We start from the raw sequence: 18,481 nt of genomic DNA, 5'->3' as shown, positions 1-18,481 counted from the left end.
TAAAAATTGGATGGTATTGTGTCAGTTATTTGAATACTTTGTCAACAATATGTGACGGAAAATAAAAAACCGCAAAAAAAAGAGCGCTGCATGTGGACCGCAGCGCTGTGTTTCTTTTTTAGGCTTTTTTCTGTAATGCAGGTCTTGTGACTTGCACTTCATAATACGTAATTTTGTTTTTTAATAGTCCTTCAGGTTTCGCTTTTCCATGAGCGTGTGCATCTCCAAATGCCTGAGATTTTGTCCAGTTCACAAAATCTTCTTTTCGATTCCAGCGGGTATGAATAGTCACTTCATCGTAATCGGTTGTCTGCTGTGTGACCCAGACTTCCATGCCTAAAAATCCTTCCATGAATTCTACTTGTCCCTGCTTGTTAAAACGCTTGACAAGGTGGTCTGCACTGCCTTTTTCTACTCTAACCTGGTTGTTTACAATGATCATGTTTGATTCATCTCCCTTTTGTTGTTGGATCGAAGCGATTGGGATAATGAGCGGATGCTCTCCATCTAAGTGAACCTCTGCCTGAATCCCAAAGACTTCTTTGAAAAAGTTTTCTGTTAATACTTCGTTTGGTGTCCCTATTTGGTAAACCTGACCACGCTTCATCGCAATCAGGCGGTCACAATATTTTGCTGCCTGCTGCAGGTCATGAAGAACCATTAAAATGGTGATCCCATGCGTTTCATTCAGCTGTTTGAGCAGCTCTAGTAAATCAAGCTGGTGCGCAATATCTAAGTAAGTGGTAGGCTCATCCAGAATAATCGTCTCTGTTTTCTGAGCCAGTGCCATTGCAATATACGCCTTCTGCCTTTCTCCGCCTGACAATGTATGCAGCATCCTGTTTTCATTCACGCGGCTATTTGTCACATCAAGCGCCCACTCTATCGCTTCCTGATCTGTCTGCGAGCTCTTTTTCCAGATCGAACGATGCGGACTGCGTCCAAGTGCAACCAGCTCACGTACTGTCATCGATGGGATGGCATTTCTCGTCTGCATCAGAACGGCGATTTCCTGTGCAATCTCCTGCGCTGTCATTTCTTTTTGCGGGATATCGTGAATATAAATCATGCCGCTTTCAATCGACGTAAGGCGTGCTGCCGCTTTAATAAACGTCGACTTCCCTGACCCATTCGGTCCAATAATTCCTGTTACACTCCCTTTAGGCACAGCTGCTGAAATAGACGACAGCCGAAAGCCTCCTTGACTGAGGCTCACGTCATCCATCGCAATCACATCCAACTTAACCCCTCCCTTTCTTTTTTAATAAATAGAGGAAGAAAGGTGCACCAATACAGGCAAGCAGAATACCAACAGGCAGTTCAACCGGTGTAAACCATACCCGTGCTGCTGTATCAGCAAAGACCACAAGTACGCCGCCGCCCAGCATGGAGATCGGAAGCAGGTACCGGTAGTCATCTCCAATTAAAAGGCGGATAAAATGAGGAACGACAAGACCGACAAATCCAATTAAACCGCTCACGCTTACCGCTGCACCCGCCAAAAGCGCCGCCAGTGCAATTAAGAAAAAACGGGTTCGCTCGACTCTAAGGCCGAGCAGCTGCGCTGACTCATCACCAAGTAAAAGAAGATTTGCGGGCTTGATCGCAAAAAAACAAAGACACAAACCGGCAAGCGCATAGGGTGACACAAAGCTCAGATGATGCCAGCTCCGTCCATTTAATCCTCCTGATAAAAAAGGCAGAACAGCCTGCACACGCTCACTATAAAGCACCATCAACCCATTCATGACCGCACCAAGCAGGGCATTGACTGCCACTCCCGCCAGAATCAATTTCAGTGGCGAAACCCCTTGGTCAAACGACAGGATATACACAACGAGTGCCGCTAATAAAGCGCCAAGAAAGGCAGCCGCTGGAAGCAGATATGTGAATTGTGGGAACACAATCATGCTGAGTACAGCAGCTAACCCACCGCCGGCGGTCACACCGATGATGCCGGGATCAGCGAGTGGATTTCGGACGACTCCTTGTAAAATCGCTCCTGATGCTGCGAGACAGGCCCCGACGATGAAGCCTATGAGAACGCGCGGCAGGCGTAAATCCATGACGATCTTTTCATGGACAGGCTGGCCTGATCCCGTCAAAGCAGCGATCAAATCTGGCAGCGATAATTGAACAGAACCTAATGCAAGCCCTAGACATATGCCCACACCTAGCGAAAGAAGCAGTCCTGGTATCAGCCACCTTCGTCTCGACTGTCTTTTTTGAAAATCTAACTCTGCATTCACCTTCATGATGACAATCGCTTCAATCTCTTTTCTAGTTCATCAATCGCCTTGATGACGTCTGCGCCTGGATTCGTCCCGAATAAATCACTAGGCAAAATCTCCACGCGACCATTTTTGACAGCTGATACGTCGTGCCATGCTGCATTTTGTTTCATTTCACTCATAAAGCCCGCTTTCACATCTTCAGGATTGCTGTGTGTCATGAGCAGAATGAGATCAGGATCGGCTTCGATCACCATTTCTGCATTGATTTGGGCGTATTGAGGGAATTTTTCGAGTGCCGGTTCATTCTCAGCAATGTTTGCACCCCCGGCGATATGCAATAAATCTCCGCTTAAGGATTGAGGAAGCGCCGCCATATATGTGCCGGGTGCACCGTACACAACGAGTGTTTTTACTTTTTTCTTAGGCTGCTTGACCTGCTTTTTCCGCTCATCAATTTGATCATTGAGTGCTTTAGCCTTTTGCTGCTTCCCAAGCAACTCCCCAAATAACGAAATTTGGCGCTGGATGTCCTTCACTGAATTGGCGCTTGTCAAAAGAAGCTGTGAACCAATTCCTTCTATTGTCGAGATGTCCTTGCTGTTTAATTGTTCATTTCCAAGCACAACATCAGGTTGTAGGCTTGTGATCAGCTCTACATCAAATTGATGCGTTGTGCCAATCGTTTGTACGGACTTTGCCTTTTGTAAGCTGTCTGGTAACTCGGCAGTTGGCCTGCCGACCACCTCACCGCCTAAAGCATATAGAATGCTCAAGTCCCCGGTCGATAAGGCGACAATACGCTGAGGTGATTCATCAAATGACAGCGTTCTTCCGGTAAAATCCTTTATCTTCAGCGCTCCTGCCGCGCTTTCTTTCTCTACAGGTGCTGCCTGACTGCATCCGCCGAGGAGAAGCATCAAGACGAGTCCCGCCAAGATCACATGTGAAAATTTCAACCGTCTGTCTCTCCTTTTCTAGTAAACTTTCTTTAGCTTTGCCTGTACCACGAGACGCCCGTTTTTAGGTGCAAGCACATGATCACAGGTCGATAAGGTGAGGATGAGGTCATCTGTGGACACGTCTGTCTTCGTTTGATAGATTGATTTATTCCGCACAGCTTGCAAGTAATGGGCATATTCGCCAAGATCCTGAAAATCGGTTTGAATATAATCGAAGTCAACCGTCGTTTCATACACGGCAAAAATCTCCGCTTCATAGCTTTGATACAGCGTATCGTACTGAAATGTCCGGTGCTCATTAAAGAAATCTTTTTTTAGATAGTTTGTGAGTCCAGCAAACATGGATCCATCCCTCATCCGATGGCCGTACACCACTGTATTTGGGCTTTCATGCAGGACATCATTACGATAATCCATAAAGATACTGCCTGCCCGGGTGTCGTTTTTTAAATAATTACGAGTCAAGTAGAACGCATTATCGCGAGATTGAACGATCGGATACTGAATCATCGTATCCTCCATATTGATCCAGCCGACAATGTCCTCATTCACCTTCCGCAGCTCATCAAATGACGAACGGATCTTTCCCGACTCCCGTTTTTCATTCATTTCTTCATGTCCATACATCGTCTGGGCCTTTGCAAGCACCTGTCGATTTTGATAATAACCGAAAAGTTCGAAGCCGATGGCTGTTCCGCTATAAATCAATACTCCTAAACAAACGATCGTCAGCATCCGTTGCCAAAGCCGTTTTCCTCGTTTCACACTGTCTCACCTGCTTTTTGCCCAGCTTATATACCAACAGGCACGATGTACATCCCTGTTTCTGCATCCTGTCGAATCGTGACGGACACATCATAAATGTGCCGTACGTTCTCTTCTGTTAACACATCGTTTGGCTGTCCTTCGCTGATAATCTGTCCATCCTTCATCGCTATGATGATATCGCTGTAGCGGACAGCCTGATTCATATCGTGGAGCACCATGACAATGGTTAATCCGTGCATGGCATTCAGCTCACGAATCAGCTCAAGAATGTCAAATTGATAGTAGATATCCAAATAAGTTGTCGGTTCATCTAAGAAAAGGATCGGTGTTTTTTGCGCAAGTGCCATCGCAATCCATACACGCTGACGCTCTCCACCTGACAGTGAGGCGAGCGGCACCTTTCGTTTGTCCGTTAGCTTTGTACTGGACAGTGCCCACTCTATCGCTCTCTCATCCTCTTCCTTGTCTCCTCCGCGCATTGTCTGGTACGGCGTTCTGCCGAATGCCACGACCCGTTCGATCGTTAAATCAAGAGGTGCTTCATTTTGCTGATGGACGACAGCCAGCTTTTTTGCCAGCTCCTTTGGCTTGAACGCATTCAGCGCTTGCCCGTCTAAGTGAATCTGCCCTTTATTTGGACAATGATTATTTGCCATTAAGGAAAGCAGTGTGGATTTTCCCGATCCATTTGGACCGATAATGGTTGTGATTTTCCCCTTTTCAATCTGTGTTGTGACCGATTGAACGATGTCCTTCTGCTGGTCATATGAGAATGACACCTCACGAATGTCCATGGAGACGGTCCCCCCTTCTTAATAAAAAGATCAGAAACGGCCCGCCAATCACGGCCATGATCGTAGAAGCAGGAATCTCATTTGGCGCCACAAGCGTCCTGCCAAGCGTATCAGCCGTCAAAATAAGCAAAGCCCCGCTTAACGCAGAAAATGGAATCAGTACTCGGTGATCCGAGCCGACAAGCCTTCTTGAAATGTGCGGAATGAGCAAGCCGACAAAGGCTATCACGCCCGCTACTGCAGCTGTCACTGCCGCAAGTAAAACGGCTGTGATGGAAATCAAAAGGCGCATTCTGGTCACACGCAAGCCTAAGTTTTTCGCTGTCTTGTCTTGAAGGGCCAGGAGATTGCACCATCTGCTGAAGAAGAGTGCAACGACAAGACCGACGACACCATAGACACCGATTAAACGGACATCTCCCCACGTTTTCATCGTGAGATTCGACTGTCCTGACTGATTAATTGTGATATTGAAATAGCTGCAAATGGTCACAAATGCTTCAGCCATTCCAGTAAACATGGCATTGATGGCGATCCCAACTAAGATCATGCGGATCGGGCTTAAACCACCCTTCCAAGATAGAACGTATACGAGGAAACACGCAATCGCCCCGCCTAATACCGAAAATAAAGGTGAGTAGAAATAAAATTGAGGAAGCGCTGTAATCGCCATTAATGAAAAGAAGCTGGCTCCTGATGAAATCCCAATGACGCCGGCATCAGCTAACGGATTCCTCATGACCGACTGCAGCAGTACACCGGAGACAGATAAGGCGGCCCCTGTAAACATCGCGATGAGCACGCGGGGGATTCTCAAATCTTTAATGATTTCTACCTGTGCATGTTGACCGGTGATGAGCCCTTCTAATAATTCAATTGGGGTCACATGAATGCTCCCAGTAATGGCTGAATAAATAAACACGCAGATCAGTAAGAGACTGACTATCAGAAATAAAAATCCTGTTTTTTTCATCTTGAACGTCCTTTTATCATTAAGATTCGCAAACTTATGACGGATACAACATACGAGTCAATTCATCTAATGCCTCTGCTGCCTTTAAATTGCCTGTTGTCCCGAATAAGCTTTCTTCGAGGTCATACACCCGGTCTTGTTTGACCGCATTAAAATGTTTCCAGATGTCATTTGTTTTAAATTCTTGATCAAACATTTTGACGACTTCATCCGGCATCCCATGTGCGGCTCGGAGAATGATATCTGGATTGGCTTTTTGTAAATACTCCGTATTGGATTCCAAATACTCCATTTTCTCGCCTTCCACAATGTTCTTTCCTCCTGCGATACGTACAAGATCACCAATATATGAATTTTCTGTCGCCACCAAATAACTTCCTGGCACACCAAGCAAAATCAGAACGGACGGCTTGCGTTTTCCTTTTGCCTTCTCTTGTATGTCTTTCTTTTTTTGCTCAAACGCAGACACAATGCGCTCAGCCTGCTTCTTCCTGTCATACTTATCCCCAAGCTTCGTGATGGCCTTCTCCATGTTGGCCATACTCTCGAGATTTAAGTATGTGGCAGGGACACCTGCTTGCTGAAAGGGTTTCTCTAAATCATATTGAAGGGTTGTGACAGACAGGACATCTGTCGGTTGAAGTGATTGGATGATTTCCATGTCCGGGCTCATGGGATTGCCGACTTCTAGCAGTCCTTTGTAACGAGCTGGCAAGGATTTTTGACTTGTTGGCACCCCGACAAGATCCACCTCTAAAGCATCCATGATCTCCGCAGCAGCTACAGTCGTTGCTACAATACGCTCACTTGATTCAGCGCTTTTTTTGCCTTTTGCTGAGCTTTCAGCTGACTGTGAGCAGCCCGATAAGATCATGCACACACTGAAGGCAGCGATCAAGGTACATAACATTCGATGCTTCAAAAACAGAAGCCTCCTTTCGAAAAAAGAGAGTGGATGCGCCGAGGTAAAAGGCGCATCTCACTTAAAATAAAACGAACTATCTTGTCCGTGTTTGATATTTTCTGACGAGTACGAATAACGAACCGCCGAATAAAAGAATATACACCCAAAGAAGAGAGGCATCTCCCGTTTTCGGATTCAGCTGTCCAGACTCAGATTTGGTTTGATCATCTGATGGCGTAAATGTCATCTGCTCCGCACCCGTTTCCTCTGGTGCTACATTCTCAAGTTGAGTTTTTTGAGAATCGTGATCATTTGGATTTTTGATAAATCCGATACTCTCATCGTCTCCAATGACCGTTGAAATTCCGCTTCCCTCACCGAGAGCGATTCCTTTTGTGTCATAGACAAGTTTGACATCGTACTGCTCATGATAGTTCGCAGCTGGAATATCAATTTTTACGCGTGCAGCCTGAGCACTGCTTAAACTTTTTGCTTCATATTGAATGACACGTGTATCTGCTTTTTGATCTGTTTTCGCGACAAGTGTCTCTTCAAATTTTCCGCCTGTTCCTACTTGGAATGACGTGATGGCTGAGCTGTTTTTCACTTTATATGAAACGAAATGGCGGCCATTTTTCACAACCAGTGTCGCAGGGCTCACGACGTAATCGTTCATGCGGGAAAGCTCATCCTTGTCTGCTTTCTTCATTGAGAAAGGAAGCTTGTATACACCATCTTTTAGCTGAGTAGTCTCTTGATCAGCTCCGCTGTTATTTGTTTCTGGTGATGGTGTATTTGGTTTTGGCGTTTCTGGTGTAGCTGGTGTTTCTTCCTCTACCACCTGCCCGTCCTTCACTGGAGCGATACTCTTTGAGTCAAATTGAAAACGAATATCGTAGGTTTGGTCATAGTTAGCGGCTGCTACTACAATGTGTACTTTTCCTTTCACCGCTTTTTTCAAATCAGCAGCATCAAATGAAACCACTCTTGTATTCTTCGCTTCATCTGTGCTCACTGTCTTTGCTTCTTGATAAGAACCGTTTTTCTCTGTTTTCAAAGAAGCGACAGACTTATGATCCTTCACTGTAAAGGAAATGGTCTGCTTTCCATTTTTGACAGTTAAGGTTGCGGGATGTGAGAAGTATTGATTCATTCGAGATGCTTCATCCGTATCCCCTTTTAGCACACTGTAATTGATACGATATACGCCATCTTTTAATTGATTTTGCGCAGAATCATCTGGCTTTGTGCCATTGTTATTGCCTGGTGTTGTCGGTTGATCGTCTGGTTTTGTGCCATTTTGGTCATCCGGTTTAGTTTCATTGTCATCTGGCTTTGTACCGTTTTGATCATCCGGTTTTGTTTCGTTATCGTCTGGTTTTGTACCGTTTTGGTCATCCGGTTTAGTTTCATTGTCGTCTGGCTTTGTACCGTTTTGATCATCTGGTTTTGTTTCGTTATCGTCTGGTTTTGCAGGCGTAACGAGTGTTAAGCTGCTTTGATCGAATGCAAGCTGTACGTCATATGCTTCGTCATAAATAAAGCCGCCTAAATCCCAGTAAATCTTCACCCAGCCGTTTAATTTTGCTGATAAGTCGGGTACGTCAAATTTGATCACACGTGTATTGGCTGTTTCATCCTCACTGACTGTTTCAGTGGTGACGAGCGCACCATTTTGTTCAACCTTGAAGTCTGTAATTTCTTTGCTTTGCTTCAGTGTGACATAAGCTGTTGTCTTGCCATTTTCCACAATCAACTTAGCTGGCTTTTCTGTATAGGTATCCATCATAGACGCTTCTGAGGTACCATCTTTTAAAATGGTGAATCCGACTGTGTATTCCCCATCAACGAATGAAGCCGCTTGAGCTGTTCCTTGAGGAATCTGAAACGCAGTCAACAAACTGAATAAAACAAGCAGAATGGCTGCCTTTAGATGAAAAAGACGTTTCAAATGGTGACACTTCCTTCCGTTATTGCTTGATGATCCACTTTCTTGCTAAAAACCCGCCTGAACATAAGACAAGCACAAGGAGCCATCCTACCTGGCTTGTATCACCAGTTTGAGGGTTCTCTTCTTGTTGTTTCGTTGTGGATGTATCAGCTTTGTTTGTTGATTCTTTTGATGGCTGCTGACTTTCTTGTGCACCCGTTGATTTATTTGCACTGTTAGACGATAGCGATTTCATACTGCTTTCATCAAATTTCAGCTGAATGGTGTAATCATGATCATAATCAGCAGATTTTACAGTGACGTGAATTTTTGACTTGATCGGTTTAGACAGGCTCTGAGCTTGGAACTGAACGAGTCTTGTATTCGCTTTTTTATTCGTTGAGAGAACAGTTGTGTCGACATAGCCGCCATTTCCAGGCACTTTAAATTCCGTTACCCAGCTGCTATTTTTAATCGTCATTTGCACAGTCAGCTTCCCATTTTTCGCAATCACTTTTGCCGGCTTCAGCCAGTAGTCATTTGCCATTGATACCGCATTTCCTTCAGCTTTCAGCACAGTATAATTGACGGAATATGTACCATCCTTTAACGTGGCAGCCTGTGCGTTTGAAAAAGGCAGTAGAAGTGCCAGTAAAAAAGCGGCCATGAAGGCTGGCAGCCTCATCCATTTTTTCATCAAGCGAATTTCCTCCCTTTCTATTGAACAGATGCCGCATCAAATTTAAGACGAATGTCGTAATTACCTGTATATCCGATGACCGGTACAGTCACACTCACTTTTGCTGGTAAGACCTCAGTCAGGCTGTTCACATTGAATTCTACCGTTCTTTTATTCGCAGCTGTATTGGTACTGATCACTTTCGCATCTTTGTAGACACCTTGATCAAGCGTTTTAAAGCTTGTGATCCAAGAGCTATTGTTTAACGTGACTTGCGCTTTGATTTTTCCATCCTTTACGACAAGCTTAGCTGGTTTTTCAAAATACGTATTCGCTGTTGAAGTCGAATCGCTATCAGCCTTCCATACCACATATTGCGCTGAATATTGACCATCTGCTAAGCCAGCTGCTGAGGCCGAGCTAACAGGAGCTAGAGCAAATAATAGAACAAAACTAAGGAATAATAATACGGGTGATGTTGAACGAATGACTTTCATGTGAACCCTCCTAAATGATATTGATAATTATTCTCAATAGATAATAAAAAAAATAACCTTCACAAGTGCTGGAACACACTTATAGATGATTATGATAATCATTATCAATTGAGTTAAAAAAATAAATCTTTGCTTCCTAAAAGTCAAAGATGTCTGCTTCTAAATGATGGATTGATACGAGTTTTAGGCAATCTGTCCCATTTATAATACCATGGCATAACCTCCATTCCATTACAGGGAAAAGAACCCTCTTCTCCTTGATATTATATAATGCATGAAATGATTGTCAACATCATTTTTCATACTATTGTCTTAGTTTTCTGGAAAATCACACAAAAAAATTTCGATCAGACACACTGATCGAAATGGATTAAGATGAAACATGTTCCTCTATTTTGCTGTGTTTACGATCTAAAGACCAAGCATACATTTCACGAATAATCGGTTCAATTTTCTTCCCTTGAACTGTTAATTCGTATTCAATCCGTACTGGAATATCGGGGTATACTTTTTTCTCAACAAGTCCCTCAGCTTCTAAATCCTTCAGCCTTTCTGATAGTAATCTTCCGCTGATGTTCATTTCATTTTCAAGCTGACAAAAACGCTTAGGCCCTGTCAGAAGCTGATTGATGATGAGAATGACCCACTTCTTGCCTAGAATCTCCATGGCATCTGTAATTGGACAGCCATCTACTTGAGCCATATCTTACTCCCTCCTGCTTTTTTCTCTTTTTTTTATTATAACACAATTAATTACTTGAAATAAGTCACTAACTATTATATAGTTTATTTACTAAAAGTAACAAGGTATTCATTTTTTATAGATTTTCAAAAACATTTGAACATGCCGATGCATATATCATGAAGGAGATGACCGAGCTTGAAGACAATTGAGCAGCTAAGGCTGGGTGTAACAGAATTACATGTGTCCAGCTTTGATCGTTCTTTACCTTTTTATACAGACATTTTAGGATTTTCTATATTAGAAAAGACAGATTCCACGGTGACACTTGGCAGCAATGCAAAGGAACCGATTCTTTTGTTAAAAGAAGATGCACAACTGAAAGAAAAGCCTGATCATGAGCCAGGACTTTATCATTTTGCTGTTTTATTACCTACCAGAAAAAACCTGGGCACATGGCTGGCACATGTAATCAAAAAAGGCTATCCTTTAATTGGAGCAAGCGATCACTTTTTCAGTGAAGCCATTTATTTAAGTGATCCTGACGGCATTGGCGTAGAAATTTATGCTGACCGTCCTCAGGACATTTGGGTCGGTGAGCATGGAGAACTGAAAGGTGGCGGAAATGCACCGCTTGATGGAGATGGACTCCTGCAAGAAGCTGCTGATACCACATGGGAAGGACTCCCTGCCGGTACAGTGATGGGACACTTGCATTTCCATCTCAACCCAGAAGAAGCGGATTCATTTTATGTCAATACGCTCGGTTTTCATATCCGAATGGCTCCACCAGCAAGCGTATTTATCGCCGCTGGTGTGTACCACCACCACCTTGCCTTTAATGCATGGGGACGCGGACGAAAAGGAGCCATTGATCCACGTTTTTCAGGAATTAGAAGCTATACACTGGTTTTCCCAGAAGAAGCAGACAGACAATCCGTCGTCGAACGTCTGACAAAAGCAGGCACTCAAGTCAACACGACAGGAAAAAGCAGCGAATTTGTTGATCCATTTGGCGTTCTCGTTCGTTTACAGATTGAAGAAACAGACTAAAAAGAAGGTGCAGAATATGGACAAACACACAGAGCTTAAAACAGCCATATTAAAAGATAAAATCAAACGAGTACAGCAAGAAGACGGGTATATCTATATCACTGGACCCATTAAACTGCCAGTGAATTTAGACGGCAGAACCGTGATGTTTAACTGGTATTCATGGTTAAAAGACGATGGAAAAGAGCCACTGTCAGATGAAGCTTTAATTGAAAGCCTTTCGTCCCGCCAGCTGGCTGATCATCAGCAGTCAAGCGTTCTTGTGTATGGGGATTTCGAGCACGCTGACGAAGCTCTTATCCGTATGCATTCCATTTGCCACACTGGCGATATTTTCGGAAGCAAGCGCTGCGACTGTGGATTCCAATTGAAGCAGTCTATGCGAATGATTGAGGACAATGGAGCAGGAGCCCTGTTTTACTTAGCCAATCATGAAGGCCGCGGCATTGGTCTATTCAGTAAAGCCATGGCTTATATTCTTCAAGAAAACGGCTATGATACAGTAGAAGCGAATGAAGCACTTGGTTTTGAAGATGACACACGTCAATACGAAGAAGCCATTGCCGTTCTTCAAACACTTCGTACAAAGCCGGTCAGACTCATTACCAATAACCCGAAAAAGACAGATGCGATCAGCCATGCAGGTTTATCTCTTTCTGGACGCATTCCGCTTTGGGGAGATGTCTCTGAATTTAACGAGAAATACTTGCAGACAAAAATCAACCGCTCAGGTCACATGAAGGCGGAGCAAGAGGTGCGTACGATTGCCACATCATGAGCGATATATGAAGCTAGCCCTTGATAATGCACGGGCAATGAAAGGTCAGACATCTCCGAATCCGCTCGTCGGGGCTGTGATTGTGCGAGAGAATGAGATTGTTGGAGTCGGCGCTCATATGAAAGCCGGTGAACCGCATGCTGAAATTCATGCACTCAACATGGCTGGAGACAAGGCAAAAGGAGCCACGATTTATGTGACCCTTGAGCCTTGTTCCCACCATGGGCGCACAGGCCCTTGTGCCGAAGCACTTGTGAAAGCCGGCGTCGAAACCGTTGTCGTCGCAGCTCTTGATCCGAATCCACTTGTCGCTGGCCGCGGGATTGCCATTTTACAAGACGCGGGCATCCAAGTTATCACGGGCGTACTTGAACAAGAATCCATACTGATGAATGAAGTATTTAATCACTTTATTACGAAAAAAACACCTTTCGTGACGCTCAAAGCGGGCATTACCTTAGATGGGAAAATCGCCTCTGCCACGTCTGACAGCAAGTGGATTACATCTGAGACATCCCGTTATGATGCTCACCATATCCGCAGTATCAATGATGCGATTTTGGTCGGTGCTCAAACTGTCATTCACGATGATCCTTCATTAACTGCGCGGATTCCAAATGGAAACAATCCGATTCGAATTGTCTTAGACTCTAAGCTGTCTACACCACTGACAGCAAAGATCGTCACAGATCAGATGGCACCTACATGGATTTTTACAACAAAGCAAGCCGATGAGGAAAAACGAGCGGCTTTAGAAGAAGCTGGCGTCCGTGTCTTTATGACTGACAGCGACAAGCGGGTTCCCCTGCAGGAAGTGCTTCAAGTGCTGGGAGAAAAAAATATCTCCTCCCTCATGATTGAAGGCGGCGGCCAGATTAACGCCTCTTTCTTAGAACAGCAGCTTGTAGATAAATTGGTCATCTATATGGCGCCTAAACTCATTGGCGGACGACTTTCCCCTTCCTTTTTCGGAGGCGAAGGCATACGCCTCATGAGTGATGCCATTGAACTGGATCAACTCGCTGTGGAACCACTCGGAAAAGATATCAAAATGACGGGCTATCCCGTTTATCAATAACAAATAGGCTGTCGAAGAAATCTCGACAGCCTTATTTTTGTCTTCTAGTCTCTTCTCTCTAAAAACTCAATTCGATTCCCAAATGGATCTTCTACATAAAACCGATTGGCTCCCTCCAATGGCTCATCTTCTTTTATACTAATCTGATGCTTCAATAATACCTCTTTTAATTCTGATAGGCTCTTTACAAGAAAAGCTGGATGAGCTTTCTTTGCAGCTTGAAAATGTTCCTGAATGCCAATGTGAAGCTGATGATGACCGCATTGGAACCAGACACCTCCTCGTTTAGCTAAATTACTAGGCTTAGGTATTTCTTTCATCCCTAAAATTTCACCAAAAAACAAGCGAGCTTTCTCTTCACTGCCTTTTGGGGCAGCTAGTTGAACATGGTCGATTCCCAAAAAGTTTGACATATTTCCCTCTCCCTTTCTGTTCTCAATTGGTTTTTCAATGTAGTGTTTCTTCAGTTTTTATGATGCTGAACAAATTTGATTGTTACCTCATTGGTGGGCTTGATACTTGAAGATTTTCTTTGAGGTGTTTCATAAGATGTAGTGTTTGAATACAGTATTTTTTTCAAAAACAGAACTCCCATGATCATGAAAGTTCTGTCCATCTAAGTGTCTCTTGTCATGACATTTGAAACCAAGATATATCATGATTCATTTTGATGAAACTTGTCGTAAAATGTTTCATGTGAAACATTGATCGTTACTTCCCTTCGACCAGCCTGCCAAAGCTTTCTGGTGAAAGTCCCGGTGAAATGCGGACGCGGTGCAAGGACATCATGCCTTGTTCCTTCTTCGCATGTCCTGGTTCAGTGGTAACAGCCATTTGGTATCCGGCTTCCTTCGCCAGCTTCAACGTCTCTTCATTATAGCGCCCGACAGGATAGCTGACCATTCTCGTACGCTGAGAAAATCGCTGATCAAAGAATGTCTTTGATCCTTTTAACTCCTCTTCCTGCTGCTGCTTTGATAATTGATTGAGCTCTAAATGATGAATCGTATGACTCTCAATCGAGATCCCATGTGCCATCATCTCATCCATTTGCTCATCCGTTAAGTGATTCGGACGGCCAATGGATTGCTCAATCATGAAAATCGTTGCTTTCATTCCATACTGCTTTAAAATCGGAAATGCCTTTGTATAGTTATCCGTATATCCATCATCAAATGTAATGAGGACACTCTTCTTACTTGGCATCGAATTTGTTGTGAAAACGCGGTACACCTCTTCTGGCGACAGTGTGACATAGTCGTTGTCCTTCAGCCATTTCATATGAGATGCAAATTCGCTCTTTGGCACACGTAACGAGTTACCGCTTGAGATGCTGTGATACATCAAAATTGGAAGCTCGACCGGCTCCTTTTGCTTCATCCAGTTTTGTGTCTTTATCACTGCCGTTTCTTTTTTCTGATGCATATCTTTTGTTTGTAATGGACCCTTTTCCTCTTTGACGACTTGCTGGCTTCCTTCCGCCTGCTCCTTCATTCCCATACAGCCCGAAATGAGCAGCAGCATAAGACCAACCGTCATCAGCATACATGTTTTCTTCATTCACCAATCCTGCTTTCTCTTTATCTACCGAATGATTATAACAGAAATTGGTTATTCATTGATATCTATTTAGACAGGGTATTCATTTTTTTACACATTTCGATCATCTCGATGGCGAGCAGATGAATGGTCTCTGTTGTGAGCATTTGATCTTCTGCGTGTATCAGCAGTAAAGAAAACGGAAGCTGTTCACCTGCCGCTTCTTTTTGAATCAGCGACAAGTGCAGGTTGTGGATGCTTCGAAACGCTTCCTCCCCTTTTTCGATCAACTGCTGCGCTTTTTCAAAATCATCAGCTCTTGCTAGACGAATCGCTTCTACATAATGACTTCTTGCCTCGCCTGCATGGGCAATGATTTGAAAGGCTGCTCCCTGCATTTCCTCTAATACCGTCATCTGCTTCTCCTCCAATTACTCAAGATTCATTTGCTAGTTTCAGTGCATGATCTAGGATTTTTTCTCCGTTTGCTGTTCCGTATAATCTCACATTGACGACATCGACAGGGATTTGATAAGGTGCCGCTGTTTTTTCTGCTGCTTTTTTCATAAAACTTACTTGCGGTCCAAGTAAAATCGCCCTTACATCCTCTCCATGCTCTTCTAGTTCATCCGCAATGGCTCCTTCAGGTATAGCATAAATATAGTAATCCAGCCCTTTAGCTTCTGCGGCGGCCTTCATTTTCGACACCACAATGGACGTCGACATTCCTGCTGCACAAGCGAGAATGATTCGTTTCATATCCCATCACTCCTATTGATAAATGACTTCTGTTTCAACTGTCAGTTCCCTAGTTTTGATTAATGTCTGGTACCAATACGCAGATGCTTTCAGCTGTCGATTTCGTTCATTTTCCAGCTGGATTTCGACTAAGCCGTAGCGGTTTTTAAAGGCATTCATCGGTGAGACATTGTCTGTAAATGCCCAAAGCATATAGCCCGTGCAATTTGATCCTTCTGCTTTCGCTTGAAGTGCCCGCTTCAAATGCTGGCTGATAAATGAAATGCGATACTGGTCATCAATGATTCCATCTTCTTTTTTAAACCGTTCTTCCTTTTCTACACCCATGCCATTTTCGGCCACAAACCACTCAATATTTCCGTATTCTTCTTTTATCCTCATCCCCATATCGTAGACAATCTTCGGGTAGATTTCCCAGCCTCTAAAAGGATTCATTTTTCTCCCTGGAAGCTCAAACATATCGTAATAATAGGATGGGTGAAAAGGCGTCCCTTCGTTCCAAGCCTTACTCGGCGCCTTGACACGATGCGGATAGTACAAATTAAGTCCGACGACATCTACCGTATGATTCTTGATGATTTGAAGCTCTTCCTCTGTGGAATCGAAAAGAATATCATGCTTTTTCAACACATCGATCAGTTCCTCTGGATACTCCCCTTTGATGGAAGGATCTAAGAACACTCGATTAAAAAACAAATCATACATACGTGCCGCTTCTTGGTCATGCGGAGCAGACGATCTTGCATACGTCACTTCTGGATTGAGAATCACCCCGATTTTGGCTCCTGCCGAATCCTTCAAACCCATCTCCTGAAACAGCTTCACCACTTTTGCTGTTGCCAGTGCTTTATGATAGTTCCACTGCATCCATTTCTTCGTATTTTGCTCATACGGATATCGGATGGCATCTAGATAAACACGTGTCTGGACAACAATCGGTTCATTAAAACTAAACCAATGTTTGACCCGGTCCCCGTAGCGCTCAAACACTTTTTCTGCATAGAGAACAAACAGATCGACGACATGCTTTGATGACCATCCGCCGTACTTCTCAAGCAAAACGGCAGGAAGCTCATAATGCTCTAAGCAAAACATCGGCTCTACACCTGCTGCGATTAATTCATTGATCAGATTATCAATGTAACGAGCATAGGCCTCATCCACTATCCCATTCTCGTAATCTATGAGAAATCTCGACCAATTGATCGATGTCCTGTAATGTGTCAGTCCAATCTCTTTCATTAAGGCTACATCTTCATGATAGCGCTCGTAAAAGTTCGTCGCACCAGCTGGCCCATAGCCTTCGTGCCACACGTGATACCCTTCCTTATACCATAAATCGATGTACGAGTCCTGATGCGCCCGCTTTCCCTTCCAGCCCTCCGTCTGCCATGCAGAAGCCGCAGCACCTAGGATAAAATCTCTTGGAATCTCAATGCTGTTCATGTCGCCGCCTCCCTTTTCTTCTTCTGAATGTTTATTCTGAATCTGGTGCTGCTTCTGGCTTGCGATTAGACAAGAGAACAAACGGTAAATAGATGAAAACAGCAACCACAATACAGATAAGCTGTGTGATGACAGCTCCCATGCTGCCAGCAGTGGACAGCCATGCATTCACAAGCGGCGGTGTCGTCCACGGCACCATCACGACCGCTTTTCCAGCGAATCCTGTAGCCGTCGCAATATAACCAATCGTACCTGTCACAAGCGGTGTGACGATAAATGGGATCGCCATCACAGGGTTTAGCATGACGGGTAATCCAAAAATAACGGGTTCATTGATGTTGAATAGTCCGGGTCCTGATGAGAGCTTGGCAATGCTTCGCATCTCTTCCCTTCTCCCAGCAATAAAAATCGCAATCAAAAGACCAATGGTCACACCTGAACCACCGATGCTCATATACACATCCCAAAACGGCATCGTGATAATATTCGGGATCTCTTTTCCCTCTTGAAATGCTGTCATATTCACTGCAATCGATCCTAATAAGAGCGGCTCCCGGATCGGCTTAATCATCTGGTTGCCATGGATGCCGATCACCCAGAAAAATTGTGCCACAAACATCAACGTTAAAATCCCTGGCAGCCCCTGCACAACACTTTCTAGCGGACGCTGCACCACGTTATACACTGCTTCATGCAAATAAATGCCTGTCACACGATGAAATGCAAACCCGAATGAACTAATGATCGTAATTGTAATGATAGAAGGAAAAAGTGATGAAAAAGACGTTGCCACATTCGACGGAACCGAATCTGGCATCTTGATTTGCAGCCATTTCACCTCAGTCAGCTTACAGAAGATTTCCACAGATACGATCGCAATGATCATCCCTAAAAATAAGCTTTTTGGATCGGAAAATTGTCTTGCCAACACGTCTACAACCTCACGCATCGATCCATCAACTTCAAGAAGAAGTGTGGTTGGAATAACGGATATAAATGAAATCAACGCCATCAATCCTGGGAACAGCGACTTGTGCCCGTTGATTTTCCCAAGCTCAATCCCAATGAGGAACACAGCCCCAATGGTTAAAAAGTTCAGCGTGGCATAATTGATTGCCTTCATAATAGGCTGAAGCTCTGCTAAAAACCTGAATATCTCAAAATGAGCAAGCCCTGTTTCCGGGCTCATGATCATATTTGCCACCAGTACAGCAAAAGCTCCTGTAATGATGATCGGCATCAGTGTGACAAATGCCTGTTTAATCGCCATAATATATTTCTGATTGGTGATGCGATAAGCCACATGCCCCATGACATCTGCCGCTTTCTCCTTGAAGCTCATGATCCGTCTCCCCCTTTGCACAAACTCGTGATCATCCTCCTTTTTGATGTTATTTTAAAAGCGCTT

The 18,481-nt window shown here is 44.1% G+C and carries 20 protein-coding genes; 3 read left to right on the top strand and 17 right to left on the bottom strand.

What is annotated here, in order from left to right:
• Positions 1-118: 118 nt before the first annotated feature.
• From isdG to C9414_RS00765, 11 genes are all read right to left on the bottom strand, one after another.
• On the bottom strand, positions 119-1,234 hold the full coding sequence (isdG, locus tag C9414_RS20600) for a heme oxygenase (RefSeq protein ID WP_269773774.1): 1,116 nt from the start codon (positions 1,232-1,234) through the stop codon (positions 119-121).
• 7 nt (positions 1,235-1,241) lie between these two features.
• Complete coding sequence (locus C9414_RS00810; protein WP_047202949.1) at positions 1,242-2,255, bottom strand: FecCD family ABC transporter permease; 1,014 nt, start codon at positions 2,253-2,255, stop codon at positions 1,242-1,244.
• Complete coding sequence (locus tag C9414_RS00805; protein ID WP_047202948.1) at positions 2,252-3,190, bottom strand: ABC transporter substrate-binding protein; 939 nt, start codon at positions 3,188-3,190, stop codon at positions 2,252-2,254. Before C9414_RS00805 ends, C9414_RS00810 begins: the two co-directional genes overlap by 4 nt.
• 18 nt (positions 3,191-3,208) lie before the next feature.
• The gene (gene srtB, locus C9414_RS00800) at positions 3,209-3,958 is read right to left on the bottom strand and encodes a class B sortase (RefSeq protein ID WP_107162854.1); all 750 of its coding nucleotides are present in this window, start codon (positions 3,956-3,958) and stop codon (positions 3,209-3,211) included.
• Between the two features lie 26 nt (positions 3,959-3,984).
• Positions 3,985-4,755: an ABC transporter ATP-binding protein gene (locus tag C9414_RS00795; RefSeq protein ID WP_041087616.1), complete on the bottom strand. Its 771-nt coding sequence runs from the start codon at positions 4,753-4,755 to the stop codon at positions 3,985-3,987.
• Positions 4,742-5,728: a FecCD family ABC transporter permease gene (locus C9414_RS00790; protein WP_107162853.1), complete on the bottom strand. Its 987-nt coding sequence runs from the start codon at positions 5,726-5,728 to the stop codon at positions 4,742-4,744. Before C9414_RS00790 ends, C9414_RS00795 begins: the two co-directional genes overlap by 14 nt.
• 34 nt (positions 5,729-5,762) lie before the next feature.
• Positions 5,763-6,650, bottom strand: a complete 888-nt coding sequence (isdE, locus tag C9414_RS00785) for a heme ABC transporter substrate-binding protein IsdE (protein ID WP_107162852.1) — start codon at positions 6,648-6,650, stop codon at positions 5,763-5,765.
• Between the two features lie 76 nt (positions 6,651-6,726).
• Positions 6,727-8,583, bottom strand: a complete 1,857-nt coding sequence (locus tag C9414_RS00780) for an NEAT domain-containing protein (protein WP_107162851.1) — start codon at positions 8,581-8,583, stop codon at positions 6,727-6,729.
• Positions 8,584-8,602: 19 nt separating this feature from the next.
• Positions 8,603-9,259, bottom strand: a complete 657-nt coding sequence (gene isdC, locus C9414_RS00775; protein ID WP_047202944.1) for a heme uptake protein IsdC — start codon at positions 9,257-9,259, stop codon at positions 8,603-8,605.
• Positions 9,260-9,279: 20 nt separating this feature from the next.
• A complete protein-coding gene (locus tag C9414_RS00770; protein ID WP_047202943.1) occupies positions 9,280-9,738 on the bottom strand; it encodes an NEAT domain-containing protein in 459 nt (152 codons plus the stop codon).
• Between the two features lie 370 nt (positions 9,739-10,108).
• Positions 10,109-10,441 (bottom strand): winged helix-turn-helix transcriptional regulator, encoded by a 333-nt coding sequence (locus C9414_RS00765; protein WP_047202942.1) that lies wholly within the window; start codon positions 10,439-10,441, stop codon positions 10,109-10,111.
• Between the two features lie 177 nt (positions 10,442-10,618).
• Here C9414_RS00765 and C9414_RS00760 point away from each other — a divergent pair, with 177 nt between their 5' ends.
• The 3 genes from C9414_RS00760 to ribD are packed head-to-tail and all read left to right on the top strand — an operon-like array spanning position 10,619 to position 13,329.
• Positions 10,619-11,473 (top strand): VOC family protein, encoded by an 855-nt coding sequence (locus C9414_RS00760; protein WP_047202941.1) that lies wholly within the window; start codon positions 10,619-10,621, stop codon positions 11,471-11,473.
• 16 nt (positions 11,474-11,489) lie between these two features.
• A complete protein-coding gene (locus C9414_RS00755; RefSeq protein ID WP_024427515.1) occupies positions 11,490-12,251 on the top strand; it encodes a GTP cyclohydrolase II in 762 nt (253 codons plus the stop codon).
• Positions 12,238-13,329, top strand: coding sequence for a bifunctional diaminohydroxyphosphoribosylaminopyrimidine deaminase/5-amino-6-(5-phosphoribosylamino)uracil reductase RibD (gene ribD / locus C9414_RS00750; RefSeq protein WP_107162850.1), 1,092 nt, complete (start codon positions 12,238-12,240; stop codon positions 13,327-13,329). Before C9414_RS00755 ends, ribD begins: the two co-directional genes overlap by 14 nt.
• Before the next feature lie 44 nt (positions 13,330-13,373).
• Here the strand turns inward: ribD and C9414_RS00745 are convergent, their stop codons facing one another.
• The 6 genes from C9414_RS00745 to C9414_RS00720 form a co-directional block, all read right to left on the bottom strand.
• Positions 13,374-13,742: a VOC family protein gene (locus tag C9414_RS00745; RefSeq protein ID WP_047202939.1), complete on the bottom strand. Its 369-nt coding sequence runs from the start codon at positions 13,740-13,742 to the stop codon at positions 13,374-13,376.
• Positions 13,743-14,040: 298 nt separating this feature from the next.
• Positions 14,041-14,889, bottom strand: a complete 849-nt coding sequence (locus tag C9414_RS00740; RefSeq protein WP_107162849.1) for a polysaccharide deacetylase family protein — start codon at positions 14,887-14,889, stop codon at positions 14,041-14,043.
• Between the two features lie 65 nt (positions 14,890-14,954).
• The gene (locus C9414_RS00735) at positions 14,955-15,284 is read right to left on the bottom strand and encodes a PTS sugar transporter subunit IIA (RefSeq protein WP_024423898.1); all 330 of its coding nucleotides are present in this window, start codon (positions 15,282-15,284) and stop codon (positions 14,955-14,957) included.
• Positions 15,285-15,303: 19 nt separating this feature from the next.
• Complete coding sequence (locus tag C9414_RS00730) at positions 15,304-15,627, bottom strand: PTS sugar transporter subunit IIB (RefSeq protein WP_107162848.1); 324 nt, start codon at positions 15,625-15,627, stop codon at positions 15,304-15,306.
• A gap of 12 nt (positions 15,628-15,639) precedes the next feature.
• Complete coding sequence (locus C9414_RS00725) at positions 15,640-17,073, bottom strand: glycoside hydrolase family 1 protein (RefSeq protein WP_107162847.1); 1,434 nt, start codon at positions 17,071-17,073, stop codon at positions 15,640-15,642.
• A gap of 31 nt (positions 17,074-17,104) precedes the next feature.
• A complete protein-coding gene (locus C9414_RS00720) occupies positions 17,105-18,415 on the bottom strand; it encodes a PTS sugar transporter subunit IIC (RefSeq protein WP_039182533.1) in 1,311 nt (436 codons plus the stop codon).
• Between the last annotated feature and the right edge of the window lie 66 nt (positions 18,416-18,481).

Origin of the sequence: Bacillus sp. Nf3 (assembly GCF_003028545.1) — a bacterium.
GTDB lineage: Bacteria > Bacillota > Bacilli > Bacillales > Bacillaceae > Bacillus > Bacillus safensis.
Note: the sequence above shows the minus strand (reverse complement) of the source record. Positions and strands in the feature narration are given on the sequence as shown.

What these genes read in the sequence shown, in the direction of transcription:
- C9414_RS00770 (WP_047202943.1), bottom strand. Translation starts at nt 9,738, where the DNA reads ATGAAAGTCATTCGTTCAACATCACCCGTATTATTATTCCTTAGTTTT.
- C9414_RS00795 (WP_041087616.1), bottom strand. Translation starts at nt 4,755, where the DNA reads ATGGACATTCGTGAGGTGTCATTCTCATATGACCAGCAGAAGGACATC.
- C9414_RS00720 (WP_039182533.1), bottom strand. Translation starts at nt 18,415, where the DNA reads ATGAGCTTCAAGGAGAAAGCGGCAGATGTCATGGGGCATGTGGCTTAT.
- C9414_RS00790 (WP_107162853.1), bottom strand. Translation starts at nt 5,728, where the DNA reads ATGAAAAAAACAGGATTTTTATTTCTGATAGTCAGTCTCTTACTGATC.
- C9414_RS00730 (WP_107162848.1), bottom strand. Translation starts at nt 15,627, where the DNA reads ATGAAACGAATCATTCTCGCTTGTGCAGCAGGAATGTCGACGTCCATT.
- C9414_RS00725 (WP_107162847.1), bottom strand. Translation starts at nt 17,073, where the DNA reads ATGAACAGCATTGAGATTCCAAGAGATTTTATCCTAGGTGCTGCGGCT.
- C9414_RS00765 (WP_047202942.1), bottom strand. Translation starts at nt 10,441, where the DNA reads ATGGCTCAAGTAGATGGCTGTCCAATTACAGATGCCATGGAGATTCTA.
- isdC (WP_047202944.1), bottom strand. Translation starts at nt 9,259, where the DNA reads ATGAAAAAATGGATGAGGCTGCCAGCCTTCATGGCCGCTTTTTTACTG.
- C9414_RS00745 (WP_047202939.1), bottom strand. Translation starts at nt 13,742, where the DNA reads ATGTCAAACTTTTTGGGAATCGACCATGTTCAACTAGCTGCCCCAAAA.
- C9414_RS00755 (WP_024427515.1), top strand. Translation starts at nt 11,490, where the DNA reads ATGGACAAACACACAGAGCTTAAAACAGCCATATTAAAAGATAAAATC.
- C9414_RS00735 (WP_024423898.1), bottom strand. Translation starts at nt 15,284, where the DNA reads ATGACGGTATTAGAGGAAATGCAGGGAGCAGCCTTTCAAATCATTGCC.
- C9414_RS00810 (WP_047202949.1), bottom strand. Translation starts at nt 2,255, where the DNA reads ATGAAGGTGAATGCAGAGTTAGATTTTCAAAAAAGACAGTCGAGACGA.
- C9414_RS00740 (WP_107162849.1), bottom strand. Translation starts at nt 14,889, where the DNA reads ATGAAGAAAACATGTATGCTGATGACGGTTGGTCTTATGCTGCTGCTC.